15 protein-coding genes and 1 pseudogene are annotated in these 15925 nt (G+C 42.7%); all 16 read left to right on the top strand.

What is annotated here, in order from left to right; translation table 11 throughout:
- Positions 1–243: pseudogene (locus BCT49_RS06405) on the top strand (MSHA biogenesis protein MshI); the annotation flags it as partial.
- On the top strand, positions 243–890 hold the full coding sequence (gene pilO, locus BCT49_RS06410) for a type 4a pilus biogenesis protein PilO (protein WP_102327010.1): 648 nt from the start codon (positions 243–245) through the stop codon (positions 888–890). The pseudogene BCT49_RS06405 and the gene pilO, both read left to right, overlap by 1 nt.
- Positions 883–1212 (top strand): MSHA biogenesis protein MshK, encoded by a 330-nt coding sequence (locus BCT49_RS06415; RefSeq protein WP_102434592.1) that lies wholly within the window; start codon positions 883–885, stop codon positions 1210–1212. Before pilO ends, BCT49_RS06415 begins: the two co-directional genes overlap by 8 nt.
- Positions 1213–1227: 15 nt before the next feature.
- Positions 1228–2874 carry a pilus (MSHA type) biogenesis protein MshL gene (gene mshL / locus BCT49_RS06420; RefSeq protein WP_102434593.1) on the top strand — a complete coding sequence of 549 codons (1647 nt, stop codon included), beginning with the start codon at positions 1228–1230 and terminating at the stop codon, positions 2872–2874.
- A gap of 53 nt (positions 2875–2927) precedes the next feature.
- A complete protein-coding gene (locus BCT49_RS06425; RefSeq protein ID WP_102434594.1) occupies positions 2928–3767 on the top strand; it encodes an ExeA family protein in 840 nt (279 codons plus the stop codon).
- Between the two features lie 2 nt (positions 3768–3769).
- Positions 3770–4963, top strand: coding sequence for a tetratricopeptide repeat protein (locus BCT49_RS06430; RefSeq protein ID WP_102434595.1), 1194 nt, complete (start codon positions 3770–3772; stop codon positions 4961–4963).
- Complete coding sequence (locus BCT49_RS06435; protein ID WP_102311266.1) at positions 4953–6677, top strand: GspE/PulE family protein; 1725 nt, start codon at positions 4953–4955, stop codon at positions 6675–6677. Before BCT49_RS06430 ends, BCT49_RS06435 begins: the two co-directional genes overlap by 11 nt.
- 12 nt (positions 6678–6689) lie before the next feature.
- A complete protein-coding gene (locus BCT49_RS06440) occupies positions 6690–7913 on the top strand; it encodes a type II secretion system F family protein (RefSeq protein WP_102434596.1) in 1224 nt (407 codons plus the stop codon).
- A gap of 3 nt (positions 7914–7916) precedes the next feature.
- Positions 7917–8372 carry an MSHA biogenesis protein MshF gene (locus BCT49_RS06445; protein WP_102434597.1) on the top strand — a complete coding sequence of 152 codons (456 nt, stop codon included), beginning with the start codon at positions 7917–7919 and terminating at the stop codon, positions 8370–8372.
- A 79-nt stretch (positions 8373–8451) separates the two neighbouring features.
- Positions 8452–9027 carry a prepilin-type N-terminal cleavage/methylation domain-containing protein gene (locus tag BCT49_RS06450; RefSeq protein ID WP_102434598.1) on the top strand — a complete coding sequence of 192 codons (576 nt, stop codon included), beginning with the start codon at positions 8452–8454 and terminating at the stop codon, positions 9025–9027.
- A 35-nt stretch (positions 9028–9062) separates the two neighbouring features.
- Complete coding sequence (locus BCT49_RS06455) at positions 9063–9524, top strand: type II secretion system protein (RefSeq protein ID WP_102434599.1); 462 nt, start codon at positions 9063–9065, stop codon at positions 9522–9524.
- A 141-nt stretch (positions 9525–9665) separates the two neighbouring features.
- Complete coding sequence (locus BCT49_RS06460; RefSeq protein ID WP_102434600.1) at positions 9666–10166, top strand: prepilin-type N-terminal cleavage/methylation domain-containing protein; 501 nt, start codon at positions 9666–9668, stop codon at positions 10164–10166.
- The gene (locus BCT49_RS06465; protein WP_102434601.1) at positions 10163–10525 is read left to right on the top strand and encodes a type IV pilus modification PilV family protein; all 363 of its coding nucleotides are present in this window, start codon (positions 10163–10165) and stop codon (positions 10523–10525) included. Before BCT49_RS06460 ends, BCT49_RS06465 begins: the two co-directional genes overlap by 4 nt.
- A complete protein-coding gene (locus BCT49_RS06470; protein ID WP_102434602.1) occupies positions 10525–11247 on the top strand; it encodes a PilW family protein in 723 nt (240 codons plus the stop codon). Before BCT49_RS06465 ends, BCT49_RS06470 begins: the two co-directional genes overlap by 1 nt.
- A complete protein-coding gene (locus BCT49_RS06475) occupies positions 11237–11686 on the top strand; it encodes an MSHA biogenesis protein MshP (protein ID WP_102434603.1) in 450 nt (149 codons plus the stop codon). Before BCT49_RS06470 ends, BCT49_RS06475 begins: the two co-directional genes overlap by 11 nt.
- Positions 11683–15897 carry a DUF6701 domain-containing protein gene (locus tag BCT49_RS06480; RefSeq protein WP_102434604.1) on the top strand — a complete coding sequence of 1405 codons (4215 nt, stop codon included), beginning with the start codon at positions 11683–11685 and terminating at the stop codon, positions 15895–15897. The genes BCT49_RS06475 and BCT49_RS06480 overlap by 4 nt, the downstream gene beginning before the upstream one ends.
- Positions 15898–15925: the final 28 nt, after the last annotated feature.

Below are 15925 nucleotides of genomic sequence, written 5' to 3' on the forward strand. Positions count from 1 at the left end.
TCTAAGCGGAGAAGAGCCGCTAAGTTAGGGCGAAATGATATCTCACTTTCGAACATCTATATGACTCACGATACCTTAGATTTGAGTGGCTTTGCGCGTAACGCAAATGTCGTTCCAAACTGGATTGGCCAATTTCAAAGCGAACTAAATTTAGTTGGACGAACGTTTGAAAAATTAAAAATAGGTCGTAATGATCAAGATGTCGTGACTTTTGAATTGAGTACTCGTAGGGAGAGCAAATAGTGCAACAGTGGAATCAGCTTAGCGATAAGTTTCTTGCATTAAGTCAAAGAGAAAAATGGCTGCTTTTCGTATGTGGTTTTGTTGGTCTAGCTATGTTGCTTTTCACGCTGCTGGTTGAGCCTGCGTATCTCGATTTACAAGCTAAAAAAGCTAAGTCGATGAGCTTGACTCAGTCAAACCAAAGACAACAGGGTGAGCTGCTGGTGATTCAAGCCAAGCTGAACAAAGACCCGGATAAAGAGATTAATCTCGAATACAAAAAGCTGTTAGTCGAGAGCCAAGACCTCTCTGTTCAGTTATCAGAAATCATTGATGGGCTGATCTCGCCGTCTCAAATGTCACAGTTGTTAGAGAGTGTGCTTAATGCTGGCAGTGGATTAAAGCTTGAATCTTTAGAGTCGTTAAAACCAGAACCGATTTCGAATAATAAAGAAACCAGTGAGTACTCGGGTTACTTTCTACACCCAGTAAGAATGGAGCTGACGGGGAGCTATTTTAGTATTTCAGCCTACCTTCAAGCGCTTGAATCTCTGCCTGTGAGTTATTACTGGCGTACATTTAAATACTCGGTAGAAGAGTACCCAAATGCTCGACTTGTGTTTGAGGTTTATACGCTAGGTACCAGACAGGAGTTTATCGGTGGTTAGAATTATCCTGTTGTCGCTACTTTTTTGTGGACAAGTAGCAAGAGCTGAACAAGATCCCACGGCGCCATTAGGCTGGTTAACGCCGCAACAAGCAGCGCCAGCTAAAAAAGCGCCGACTCAGTATCGTCTACCATCATTAGAGAGCATTGTTTGTAAAGGTGATACACCTTGTTATGCGATTCTAAATGGTCAAATTCTCGCTCAAGGAGAAACGGTCAGAGGGTATCGAGTTAAGAATATCGATCCAGAATACGTCACTCTGCAGAGAAACTCTAAGCAGTGGAAATTAGAGATGTTCTCTTTAGATATTAAGAATAATTAAGGTTTGAGTGAAGACATGCGTAAACTTGTAGTAGCAATTCTAGTGTCATCTTTAGTCGGTTGTTCAATGGGGCATCGTGACCCTGTTGAGATAAAAGAGTCTTTGAACGAATCCATTAATGAAGCTAATAGTAAAGCACTTCATGAGCTTCCTTCATCGGTTCAAGATGACCTCATGCCACAACTTGATTCAGACTCTATGTCTCCGAGTATGGAAACGGTTAAGCGCTTTCGTATTCAGGCGAATGGTGTCGAAGCTAGAACCTTCTTTGCTAGCTTAGTTAAAGGGACTGAATACAGTGCTGCTATTCACCCAAGCGTGGCTGGAAACCTTACGTTGAATCTAACCGATGTGACGTTAGATGAAGTGTTGGCTGTTGCTCAAGATATGTATGGCTACGATATTGAGAAGCGTGGCAAAGTGATTCAGGTTTACCCTGCAGGTCTTCGAACGGTCACGATTCCTGTCGATTACTTACAAGTTAAGCGTTCTGGTCGCTCATTGACGACGATTACCACCGGCACGATCTCTAACTCAGACTCCAATTCATCAAGCTCTTCAAATTCGAACTCAAACTCATCGAATTCATCTAACTCTTCTAATTCGTCCAATTCATCGAATTCGACATCGAATGGCGGAACAGAGATTGAAACGACTTCGGAAAGTGATTTTTGGCCACAGCTTGAAGCCGCAGTTGCTCACCTAATCGGATCTGGCGAAGGGCAAAGTGTTGTGGTTACCCCACAAGCCAGTGTGATTACGGTACGCGCTTATCCTGATGAAATTCGTGAAGTTCGAGAGTTTTTAGGTATTTCTCAGAAACGTTTGCAGCGCCAAGTTATCTTAGAAGCCAAAATCATGGAAGTGACCTTGAGTGATGGTTACCAACAGGGGATTAGCTGGTCTAATTTATCCAAGTCGATTGGCAGCGGCGGTGTTGTTATTGACCGACCTGGCGGAACATTACCTCCTTTAGATGCAATCAGCTCTTTGTTAGGCGGACAAACCAACGTAACGATTTCAGATGGCAGCTTTGAAGCGGTTTTGAGCTTTATGGATACCCAAGGTGACCTTAACGTTCTATCGAGCCCACGAGTAACGGCAGCGAATAACCAGAAAGCGGTTATCAAAGTGGGCACTGACGAGTATTACGTAACAGATTTATCAAGTTCGGTCGGCAGTGGTGATAATGCCAATGTTGCTCCTGAAGTCGAGCTAACTCCGTTCTTCTCTGGTATCTCTTTGGATGTGACTCCTCAGATAGATGATAAAGGTAGCGTATTCTTACATGTTCACCCTGCCGTTATTGAGGTTGAGGAAGAAGTGAAAGAACTCAACCTAGGTTCAACAACGGGCTTGGTGCAACTTCCTTTGGCGAAAAGCTCTATTCGTGAGTCTGACTCAGTGATTCGTGCAAAAGATGGCGATGTGGTTGTGATTGGTGGTTTGATGAAATCTAACACCAGTGATGTGACGTCTAAAGTTCCATTCCTTGGTGATATCCCAGCACTCGGCCACTTGTTCCGTAACACCAGTCAATTAACTCAAAAAACTGAGCTTGTGATCTTATTGAAACCGACCATTGTGGGCGTCAATACTTGGCAGTCTGAGTTGGAGCGTTCTCGAGACCTTCTACAAGAATGGTTCCCTGATGGAGAGTAACCACTCATCTTCTCTGTGTAGATTGGCAGCGCTGAATTAAGGTAGGTCACCTTATGTATCAAGCTCATTTTGGCTTTGAACAACTGCCGTTTACTTTAACGCCGAATACCGACTTCTTTTATGGTTTGGCGCCTCACTTTGAGGCGATTCAAACGGTTATCTCGGCGTTAGAGATGGGGGAGGGCGTGATCAAGGTTACTGGTGAGGTCGGTACGGGAAAAACGATGGTATGCCGCATGTTGGTGAACCATCTACAAGACTGTACTGCGCTAATCTACCTTCCCAACCCAATGCTATCTGGTGCTGACTTACGTCAAGCTGTCGCTAAAGAGCTTGACGTTGTGGTCGAGAACGAAGCGACTTTAGTCGATAGCATTCAGCATAAATTGATTGAGTTACACAGCTCGGGGCTAAGAGTCGTCGCGATAATCGATGAAGCTCAAGCTCTATCGGATGAGGCGCTCGAAACATTAAGGTTGTTCGGTAATTTAGAGACAGAAGATAAGAAATTATTACAGATAGTGTTACTCGGACAGCCTGAATTGGATATCCGCTTAGAGGCTTATCATCTTAGGCAGTTTCGTCAAAGAATCAGTTTTAGCTCAACTCTAAGGCCGCTTAATCTTGATGAAGCGGTAGCTTATATCGATAACCGAATAACCAAGTCGGGTGGCAATCAAAACCTATTTAGTTTGAATCATAAAAAAGCAATCTGGCGCTCTTCTTTAGGAATTCCAAGGTTGATTAATCAGTTGTGTCACAAAGCCTTGTTGCTTTCGTTTAGCGAAGATAAAAAAACGCTTGAAAACCAACACCTATTTGCTGCAATGCATGAAACATACGATGTATGTAAGCCTAAATTTAAAACGCCAATACTGTGGGGTTGGAATTAATTATGAGCGTCATTAATAACGCCTTGTCTGAATTGGCAAAGAAAGAATCAACAACATCGATAGAAGCGGCTGTCGTGCCTAAAGTCAAAACGCGCTCGCCATTGGTTTGGGTTGTCGGTGGCTTTACCTTAAGTTTGGCTATGGGTGGTTGGGCGGTGTCGCAAGCCCCTAAACTTGATAACCCCATTTCAGTAAGTGCCCCACAAGTAGAGGTGTCGCTTGTCGACAGTTCGGGGCAAGTGAATCGTGTTGTTACGCCAGCGATGCCTTTGTCACCAACTCAAAAACTGGTTGTTGTCGATTCTGAACTTACGTCAGTGACATCTCATTCTATGGTTGAAAAACCTCAATCACCTGTAACAACTCAATCGATAACCACTAAGTCGCGAGTAGACCAGTCAATAAAAGCTAAAACGACCAGTGTCGCGGAACAGCCAAAAGCCCCTAAAGCGTTAAAAGTAGCTCCTCAAAAGCCGGTTTATGTGGCAAGCGTATCGAAACAAAAGTCTTCGTCAGTTAATGAACTGGCGAGTGTAGAAACGCCTGCAGCTTCACCTGTGAATTCAGTTGGCGATGGCATGTTGATCGAGCAGATTGAGCTGACTTCTCAACAGCTATCCGATAATGCCGTAGGTCGAGCTCAGAAAGCTCTCGATGCGAACGATCTTGCTGGTGCTCTGAAAGGTTATACCGAAGCTCTGCGTTACGCCCCTAGAAATGAGGATGTGCGTCAGAAACTTGCGATTCTCTATTTTGGTAAGGGTGATACTCGTAAAGCCTATGAGCTTTATCAATCCGGAATCAAGCTGAATACCAATAGTGAAAAGCTACGTCTTGGTTTATCAAAATTGCTCGTCAAAGCGAATCAAGCGGAAGCCGCCTTGAGTCCATTAGTACATTTACCGCCCAATCCGTCCAAAGATTATTTAGCAATGCGTGCGGCTTTGAGTCAAAAATCACAACAAGAAGAGATTGCCTTAGAGAGTTACCAAAAGTTGGTCGAAGTCGATTCAGCCAATGCTCGCTGGTGGCTAGGTCTTGCGATTCAACAAGAGCGACAGCTTGATTTTAGTGCTGCTAAAGAGTCGTACCAAGGCGCTTTAACTCGAGTTGGAATCTCATCTCAATCGCAAAACTTTGTCCGCGACAGATTAAAAATAATCGATGCCTTAGAGGAGAACGACGATGCAAATTAGATTAAGGAAGCGACTTGGTGATTTGCTCGTAGAAGAAGGCATCATTACCGAGGCTCAGGTTGCACAAGCACTGGCCGCTCAGAAAAGTACCGGGCGTAAGCTTGGCGATGCCTTGATTGAACTTGGCTTCTTGTCTGAACAGCAGATGCTGAGCTTTTTGTCTCAGCAGTTAGCGATTCCTCTGATTGATTTAAGTCGAGCCGTAGTCGATGTAGAAGCGGTTCAGCTTTTACCCGAGGTACATGCTCGTCGCCTTCGTGCATTGGTGATTGGTCGCCAAGGCGATACCTTGCGTGTTGCAATGAGTGATCCTGCTGATCTGTTTGCTCAGGAATCATTGCTTGGTCAACTAGGTGATTACGCACTTGAATTTGTTGTCGCTCAAGAGAGACAGTTAGTCGATGGTTTTGACCGTTACTATCGTCGAACCAAAGAGATCGCTTCTTTTGCTGAGCAGCTGCATGCCGAGCACCAAGTTAATGATGCCTTTGATTTTGATATCGCAGGTGAAGACAGCGACGAAGTGACGGTTGTTAAACTTATCAACTCTTTGTTTGAAGATGCAATTCAAGTCGGCGCTTCCGATATCCATATCGAACCAGACTCTAATGTATTACGTCTTCGTCAGCGTATTGATGGGGTGCTGCATGAAACGCTATTGAATGAAGTGAATATTGCTTCTGCTTTGGTACTGCGCTTGAAACTGATGGCGAACTTGGATATTTCTGAGAAACGTCTGCCTCAAGATGGTCGTTTCAATATTCGAGCTAAAGGTCAGTCTGTCGATATTCGTATGTCGACCATGCCAGTACAGCATGGTGAGTCTGTAGTAATGCGTTTGCTTAACCAATCAGCAGGCTTACGTAAGCTAGAAGCATCGGGTATCCCCAACGATCTTCTTGTTCGTCTTCGCCAGCAATTACGCCGTCCTCATGGCATGATCTTGGTAACTGGCCCAACAGGTTCAGGTAAAACGACGACCTTATATGGTGCGTTAAGCGAACTGAACGAACCGGGTAAAAAGATCATTACTGCGGAAGATCCGGTCGAGTACCGTCTTCCTCGTGTAAACCAAGTTCAAGTAAACCCTAAGATCAACCTCGACTTCTCGACGGTATTGAGAACCTTCCTACGTCAGGATCCCGATATCATTCTTATTGGTGAGATGCGTGATCACGAAACCGTTGAGATTGGCTTAAGGGCTGCATTAACCGGTCACTTAGTATTAAGTACGCTCCATACCAACGATGCAGTAGATAGCGCACTGCGTATGATGGACATGGGTGCTCCCGGTTATCTCGTGGCAAGTGCCGTGAGAGCGGTTGTCGCACAGCGATTGGTTCGTAAAGTGTGTACTGATTGTAAGGTCGATGACGAACTCGATGAGCCTCGTAAGCAGTGGCTGAGTGTACGTTTCCCAAATCAAGTCGATGTACCTTTCATGAAGGGACGTGGTTGTCAGAACTGTAATTTGACGGGTTACCGCGGGCGTATTGGTGTTTTTGAAATGCTAGAGCTAGAGCAAAACATGATGGATGCGCTCAGAGCCAACGACGCGGTTGGTTTCGCTCAAACAGCGAGACAGTCTGACAATTACAAACCGTTATTGGCTTCTGCGATGGAACTGGCTTTGCAAGGTGTTGTGAGCCTCGATGAGATCATGCACCTTGGTGAAGGCGATGCCTCCGGTGCAACCGATCCAATTTATCTGTAAGGGTAGACTAGTATGCCAACGTATCGTTATGTAGGTCGTAGTTCTGATGGCAGTCAAGTGACTGGCCAGTTGGATGCGAATAACGAAGATCTTGCTGCTGAAAGCTTGATGAGCAAGGGGATCATTCCTACCTCGATCAAATTGGGGAAAAGTGGCGGGTCAGTGTTAGATATGGATGTATCTAGCCTGTTTTCTCCTAATGTGCCTCTAGAAGTTTTAGTTCTGTTTTGCCGACAGTTATACAGCCTCACTAAAGCGGGTGTTCCATTATTAAGGTCGATGAAAGGCCTAACCCAAAACTGCGAAAACAAACAGTTGAAAGCGGCTTTAGAAGAAGTGGTTGCTGAATTAACCAATGGTCGTGGACTATCGGCGTCGATGCAGATGCACCCAAAAGTATTTAGCCCGCTGTTTGTATCTATGATCGGTGTTGGTGAAAATACAGGTCGTTTAGACCAGGCCTTGTTACAACTGGCTGGATACTACGAACAGGAGGTTGAGACTCGTAAGCGAATCAAGACCGCAATGCGTTACCCAACCTTTGTTATCAGCTTTATTTTGATTGCGATGTTCATTCTTAACATCAAGGTGATTCCACAGTTTTCTAGTATGTTCGCGCGCTTTGGTGTCGATCTACCATTGCCTACTCGTATCTTGATTGGTATGTCCGAGTTCTTTGTGAATTACTGGGGCTTGATGCTCGCGGTTATTTTCGGTCTTATCTTCGCGTTTAAAGCATGGGTAAAAACCGACAAAGGATTGGAAAAGTGGGATAGGTTGCGTTTAAAAATGCCGGTTATTGGTGGAGTTGTAAATCGAGCGCTACTGTCGCGCTTTTCACGTACTTTTGCACTAATGCTAAAAGCGGGTGTACCACTTAACCAATCATTAGCGTTATCAGCTGAGGCTTTGGACAATCGTTTTCTAGAACTGCGAGTTCAAGCCATGAAATCGGCAATCGAAGCGGGTAGTACCGTTTCATCTACCGCGATCAACAGCGAAATTTTCACACCGCTCGTGATACAAATGATTTCAGTGGGTGAAGAGACAGGTCGTATTGATGAGTTGCTACTTGAAGTGGCTGATTTTTATGATCGAGAAGTCGATTACGATCTGAAGACTTTAACGGCCAGAATTGAGCCGATTCTGTTGACGGTAGTTGCGGGTATGGTGCTGATTTTAGCGCTAGGTATTTTCTTACCTATGTGGGGCATGCTGGATGCAATCAAAGGTTAGGGAATGCTAAATAACCTACAGCGCTCACGTTTTGTTATTTGGAGTGTGGTTATTCTTTTTCTGATTGTAGGCCTACTTTCTGCATCGAAAACGGTAGAAGAGGAAGCGACTAACACGGCATTTATCGTGGCGAGTAAGCAAATGCTAGAGCGAGCCAATCGTTTCAAGCAACAGTATTTGTTAAAGGGTACTAAGCGAGAAGATGATTCGGAATCACCAAAAATTTACAGTAGAACAGGGTGGATAATGCCGCTCCAAGACTCGGAACGAGACTGCAATTATTGGCTGGATCAATTGTATCCACAAGGGAGCATTTTAGGGCTAAGCTCTCCAAGTGTTGAAGATAAAAGTGATAACATACAATTTCATTGTAGTTATCATTATAGTGATAAGTATCAGATAGATATATTGCTCAAAAAAGAAAGATTTAGTGTTAAAGCCAATATTTTGGCTTTGTGAAAATATTGACAGTTTTTGTATGGTTTTATACGAGCGCGAATGTATAATGCGCGTTAATAATTAGATGAGTAGGTAGAAAATGCTTAAGAATCAAAAGGGTTTCTCCCTTGTCGAATTAGTCATAGTGATTGTGGTCGTTGGTTTATTGGCGGTTGCCGCCCTACCTCGCTTCTTAGATGTGACAGATGAAGCCAAGAAATCAAGCATTGAAGGCGTTGCTGGTGGTTTTGCGACCGCAGTTTTGTCGGCAAGAGCACAGTGGGAAGCAGAAGCACGCCCATCAGAGAAGATTGGTGTTGAAACATACAATACTGTAAATTATGATGGTGTTGATTTTTGGTTAACAAGATCAAAGAACAGTAACAACGAAGATACCGACTTTCGAGACGGCTATCCATGGACTCTGAATAATAATTCTAGCACCGCGCCACAAGACATTTCAGATAAAACATGTTCTGAATTGATGGAAAACTTGCTGCAAAATCCACCTAAAGTTGGTGCGGTTTCAGATGTTGCAAGTGACTCAAATTACAAATATTCAGCGCAAGCGAATTCAGGTGATGCAACGTGTACTTACGTTCAATTAGAAGGTAGTACTGAGCACCAATTTGTTTACGAAATTAAAACTGGTCGTGTGACCGTAACTTTGCAGTAAGTCTGCGTAAAATTAAACATAGAGAGAGCTTAACTATGAAAAGACAAGGCGGTTTCACCCTAATCGAACTAGTGGTTGTAATTGTTATTCTAGGTATTCTTGCTGTAACTGCGGCACCACGTTTCCTAAACCTACAAGGTGATGCTCGTGAAGCGTCATTACAAGGCTTAAAAGGTGCAATGAACGGAGCTTCGGGGATTGTATTTGGTAAAGCTGCTATTGAAGGTTCTGAAACGGCAAGTGCAGCTACAGGTACTGACGTTGACGGTATTTCTACTATTTTTGGTTACCCACGCGCAACAGAAGATGGTATTGGTGCTGCAGTAGTTGGCTTAGGTGACGACTGGGCTGTTGCTGCAAGTGTTGCTAACACGAGTATCACATATACTTTTTCGGGCAGTACTGATGTTACTTGTGCTGTTCGTTTTGACCAAGCTACAGGTACTGCTGTATCAGAAGCAGCTTCAGCTACAGTAATTGACACAGGTTGTAACTAATTACGATAGTAATGAAAGGCCAGCTATCGCTGGCCTTTTTTCTATCTGTAGCTCATAAATATCAAAACTATTCATATACATAAGTTCGAAATTTTTATTGTCTTGTATAATCAATACTTGTTAGGTGGTCAGAGGTTCATTATGGATAACAGTCGGATACCTAAAGGCTTTACTCTGGTAGAGCTAATCGTCGTTATCATTATCCTTGCTATCGTGTCAATTACAGCTGTATCACGTATGTCAGGTCGAAGTAGTTTTGAACTATATGCTCTGCAAGATCAAGTAATCTCCATTGTTCGGCAAGTTCAGTTGAATAGAATGCAATCCAATATGGATATGTCTGTGTCAGGTGCCGAAAGCTTACGTTTAGTGGCTGCGAACAATTGCATCGGCTCGCAATCTGCTTGTGACAACTTATCTGAAACAAGAAGTGATGTTATCGCTAGTGATGATTATAGTTTCTCATCTGTACCTTCCTCTAGCTACTCTTCTCCAATCGAATTCAGCCTTTTAGGTAATCCTGAAAATACCGCTTCATCTGGTGTTCAAATTACGATTTCATCCAATAATAGTTCAGACAGAGCTTGGGTTTGTATCAATTCTCAAGGTTTTGTTTATCCAAGTAATCAGGCATGCCCATGAAGTACGTAAATAGTGGCTTTACGCTTATTGAGTCGATCATTGTTATTGTACTACTTGGTTTTGCAATGCTCGCATTTTCTACTTTTCTCGCACCACAATCCGCACTTTCTGGGCAAGTTAATTATTCCAACCGAGCCTCAGCATTAGGTCAAAGTATTATGACGGATCTTCTTGCTCGTGATTACGGGTCAGTAAGCTCTGGAACATCTATAGATCTTGGCAGCACTTACACTAATTTTGATGTGGAGTTGATAGTTACCAACGATACACCGACCACGTCGATGCAGAAATTTACGCTAACAATTACCGCGAGCAATAACCCCCCTATCACTTTAGTCGCCTTTAAGGGGGAGTATTAATGAAGGATAAAGGGTTTACGCTAATAGAGATGATTTTGGCCATAGTCGTCTCAAGTATTGTATTACTTGGTGTCGCTAATTTTACTGAGCTTGGAATGAGAGGCTATTTTGGTTCTGTAGAGCGATTTCGATTACAAACTGAAGCTAGATTTGTATTGGAAAAGCTTTCTCGTGAAGTGAGACATGCTGTACCTAATATATTCCCGTCGGCAGAGAATAGTGGTTGTGTTTCATTCTATCCTATTGTTGAATCTGGGTTTTATGCGGTATCGGGAAGTGATATTAATTTTTTAGTTAGTGATACAAATGCAACTAGCGCATCATTGCAATCAATGTCTTTGGTCATAAACCCGACACAATCTCACACCGTTGTGAGTAGCGGTGTTAATAATGTGTTTTCTCTTAGTGGCGTCAGATCACTACCCACGGAAGATTTCTTCACGATACCTAGTGGTGCAGTTAGCCTCATTGGTGGCTCTGTTAGCAATAGGCATTATGTATTTGATGAAAACAATCTAGTCGAATACTGCCTTGCTGCTAATAATCTAATGACTAGAAATGGAATAACCATAAGCGACCGAATTGTTGTTGATAATAGTGTTCTGAGTTACCAACCCGCGGATGTTCAGAGAAGTGGTGTTGTTGAATTGATTCTCGAGTTTTCAGAAAACAATGAATCTACAGTATTCGAGCAAGATATACAGGTGATTAATGTCCCGTAAATTATCCCAAAAAGGTAGTGCGCTAATCATGGTCATCTTTGTTATCGTGGTGCTGGGTTTCTTAGCGACAAGTTTGAGTCGAACTAGTTGGTCTGATAATGATTCAAACACTCGAGTTGTACTTGGCACGCAAGCTTGGTTACTCAGCCATTCTGTTAATGAGTATGTTATGACTCAGTTTTATCCGGATCCTGACCCACATTCTTCATCTGCTATTTCAACTGTATGCACTGACCCTATACCGAGTGCTGTGGCAAATGTTGCTGGTTCAATAGTTTCTGAGTCATCGATGAATTGTTCGCTGAGTTCATTGCAATGTGAAAGCCGGGGTCGGCTCGATGGTTTTGTTTTTTATGTTTTAGAGTCCTCAGTTGTTTGTGGTTCTGGAGTGAGTGAAGTTCAACGTAATCAAGAGCTTTGGGTTAAGGAGGCTGAATGAAACATCTTAGTATAATATTTGCGCTGCTATTTATTTCTTTTCCTTCTTTTGCTGATTTTTCTTCATCCCAATGTAGTTCTCTCCACGCAGGGGACGATTTCTCCGTATGGTTTAAATTAGCTCCATCGTCCGGGGAAGATACTATATATGCGACTAAAAGAAATGGCGGTAGTCCGACACCCATTTGGAGTAATGATAGTAGCGTTCAAAGCCCCGTAATTGATGATAACGAAACGTCGAATGGTGAGTTTTATGAGGTTTGGCTTGAATATGAGAGCGTCACGAATAAGTCAGGATGGTTAACTTACAATTTGTGGGAAGGAAGTTCTTGGCGACAAGTTGGAACTCGTCAATATGCTGACCTTTCAGGGCTTTCTGCAGCGATTGCGGTTTCAGGCGATGGGGCGAGCGAAATCAAGTGTGATGATGATATAACTCAACCTCCTCCAAGTTATGCACCCCAAGCGCTTTACCAGTTTGGTGTCATGCAATGTAATGGCTCAGAATGTAAGATTCCGCTGAATAAACCTTTTACGAACACGCCACTTGTGTTTGTAATGCCAACTATCGATCCAGCTAATCCTGACTCAGATGCTCCTGCAACGTTAGTTGTGACTAATGTTACGAAAACGGAAGCAACGATTAAGCAAATTAAAGCTCCTAAGAATGGAGGTGGCTCAGATTTAACTAGTCAACCAATGACAGAGGTTAGTTATCTTGCTATTGAACCTGGGGTGGCTGACTTTAATGGTCATCAAGTAATCGCTGGATATCTGGAGACTGATGAAGCAAGTGCTAAGTCTGGTTCAAACGACAATGATAGAGTTCTCTATAGTGATTTTGGTGGAGGGACGTTCTCCTCAAATCCAGTCGTGTTACACCAAATCCAAACTCGGAATAATAGTGCTAAATGGATGACATCAGGAAAGGTAAAAAGAACTAATGAAAGATCTTACGTAGATCTATTTTTAGAGCTCAGTGCTTCTCACAGTAGTAATCGTGATTATGAAGATGAAAAAATAGCGTTTTTAGCAACATTACCAACTAATTCCAATCTTGAGGTTGATGGGTATAAGGTTCAATTTGCAAGAGGTTATGATACGCCAAGTCAAAGTGGTAGTGACCCAATGCTAGACGGTTGTGAAGATAAGTACGCCACTAGCTCTCTAAGTAGTATTGATGGGATCATCGCCAATAAACAAGAGAGAGCTGGTGGGCACGGAGGTTGGTTACGCCGTTGTAACATCAATAACGATAAGGTTAGTTTTGTTGTAGATGAAGATTTTAGAGACCGTACTCATATACCGGAAGAGGTTGGTTACTTTGCTTTTGAAAGAGTAATGCTACCTATTGAAAAGTGTGACTACTTTCCTGAAATGTTGCAGTCGAATCGTTATCGCCCTAGCTCTAATCCGGGAGAGTGGATACCTTGGGACGGGGCATTAAATATATCTTCGGGCAATGGTAGTGGAAATAATATCTACTTAAACCAACTATCTAAATCAGAAGCCATAGGTTTTTCTTCTTCTAGCGTTTCTGGTATTGGTGCCTGTGTGTACAAAGATGGCCAAAACAATGGTGGCAGCTGCACAGTTAGTACGACTAAGAATTTGTTTCCGTTTGGCGTGCCTGATACAGCAACTTTTAGTGCTTCCGGTGGGGAATTGATAGCTGCTGGTAATAATCAAAGCACGATTGCAACGCAGTACTATTATACTTCATTATCTTTTAGTGCAAACAATAGCACTGTTATTTTTCCAGCTGGCGAATACTGGATTGATAGCATTAACTTCAATCACAACGATTCTTATATTCAGGTGCAAGGTGATGGCCCCGTTGTTATTCACTATAACCATATTAATTTTTATCAAAAAAGTCGTATATACATAAATGCGGGCAAGAATGATCAGAGTGATCCAGACTCTAATTATGATCATAATAAATTAACTTTTATTGGGCATGGAGCTCTTGCTGCGTTTTGGCCGCAAAATGGTAGTGATATTCGCTTAAATGCAAATGTGTATATATCTCCAGAGTCTGCTAGCGTTGGCTTTGATGTCAATAATGTAGCCCGTTTTCAAATGACTGGAGCAATAACAGCTCCTAGAGTTACGTTTAGAGCAAGAGACACTAGCTACATAAAAGCTCAAAGTTTAACTGGATGTTATACACCTACAGAACCCACTATAAAATATATAGAAATCGAACCTAATAATTACCACTTAACTTGTGATGATACAGCTCAAGTCTATGTAATTCCCTATGATGATAACGATCAGCCAATGGATAGTGTGGATGGAGAAACGGTATCAATAAGCGCGCAGGGCGTCACTTTTAGTGGTGGCTCATTTGACAGTCAGAATAAGCGGTTTGTTTTTGATATCGATAGTCGAGATGGTAACCAATATGGCGCTATTCCTGTAACGGCTAATGTAGTTGGAAGTGCGATTGAAGATACTAGCGACCTTATCTTTGTGCCACTAAAATTTGAAGTCAATAACGAAAAGTTTATCGAACTGATAGCGGGTCAAGAGAAAGATTCAATCCCGATAAAGGCACTGGCGTGTGATAACACGGGTAAGCCTATTTCATTAGGCTATTCTGTCGATTTGGACGAGAGTAATGTAACTCAGACTAAATTTACCCCTAGCTCGGGAAATAGTGCGTCTTTAAAACTTGATGCTTCAGTAACCAATGCTGAAGGGAGTATTAGTCTTAAATTCGATGAATCTGGATGGTTTGAAGGTGCTCTAAAGGCTCCTGTTTCGTGCGATGATTTCCCTAATGCACAAGGTTGCCCAGAGGGCACAATAAAGCAGGTGGTTGGACAGGTTGAGTTTAAAGCTAGACCGTGGAAAATTGCGATTTGTGATATAAAAGAGACGTCTGTAACAACAAATTCAAATCCAGCAACGACGACTGGAAGCCCCGGGTTTATGGCTTCAGGTGAGAACTTTTCTGTCAAGTATCGACCAATTGTATTTGGTAGTGGAGACGAGTGTAATTTAGATGTAACTACTAACTATGCACTAGATTCCGGTCCTATCAATGTGTCTTTTAAATTAGTTTATCCCAACATTGTTGATGACAATTTAAATATAACGCCAGCGGTGGTAGGACCGTTTGATAACTCTTCCGAACTTGTGATTTCAAATTATTTATGGGATGAAGTCGGCTCTGTGCAATTTAAGACAAATGCTACGTACCTTACTATGGATCTAAATGAAGATACGGAACTAGTAGGTCGCTTTTATCCAAAATATTTCTCCACGATAGGTACTCCAATTTGGGACTATCCAGGAAGTGGAGTAAGTGAGCAAAGCTTTGCTTATATGAATCAACCATTCGATGGTGTCGAATTTGAAGTTGAGGCGCTAAATGCTCTAGGGAACGCGATTGAAAATTATGCATCATTTGATAGCACGTTAACGGCGGGTTTCTCATTATTTGAGCCAAATTTTGGTGACCGCTTTAATGCTCCTGTACCTAACAAAGAGTGGACTGCTACTGATAATCGAAGTATTGGTACTTTTACATTAAGTGAAACTTCTCCTTCAACTGACTGTGATTCAGAACTATGTCTCGAAAAATTATCAATGGCTAATAATTATGAGGATGGTCCTTACAACGGTACTAATGGCAACTCAACAGATATATCAATTACTCACACTGGTTCTGTAAGTGATGATCCGGTTGCTTATCAGAACGAGGAGGGGAGTAGAGATCCTCAACTCCTAACCGCGCAGCCCGATATTCGCTTTGGTCGAATGGACTTAGACGATGTTGGTGGTAATTCAGGAGCAACAATTACTATTCCTCTAAGAGTTGAGTATTGGAATGGCAGTCGCTTTGTTCTTAATGAAGATGATAATGCTACAAACGTCGAAGCTTCTACGAGCGCTAGCGATGTTATTTGGTCAGAAGACGACAGTGTTACCACGACAGTAACACTCGCTAATGGCGGACTGGTCTCTGATGGAGAATCTCGTAACCTGACGGCTTCTCAAGGTGCAGGTGTAAGCGCGCGTGAACAAGTACAGTTGTGGCAAAATATGGATGATATTCCATGGCTCAGATACGATTGGGGTAGCGATAAAGTTTCGGATGAGGCAAATGGAGAGCAGGATCCCTCCACCGTCGTCACATTTGGTATCTACCGCGGTAACGATCGAGTGATTTACCGAGGTGAAAGCGGTTTAACAGGTCAGTAAAAATATAATTTTTGCCCCTTAAGTTAGG

Origin of the sequence: Vibrio lentus, assembly GCF_002875945.1 — a bacterium.
In the GTDB taxonomy this organism is placed as follows: domain Bacteria; phylum Pseudomonadota; class Gammaproteobacteria; order Enterobacterales; family Vibrionaceae; genus Vibrio; species Vibrio apostichopi.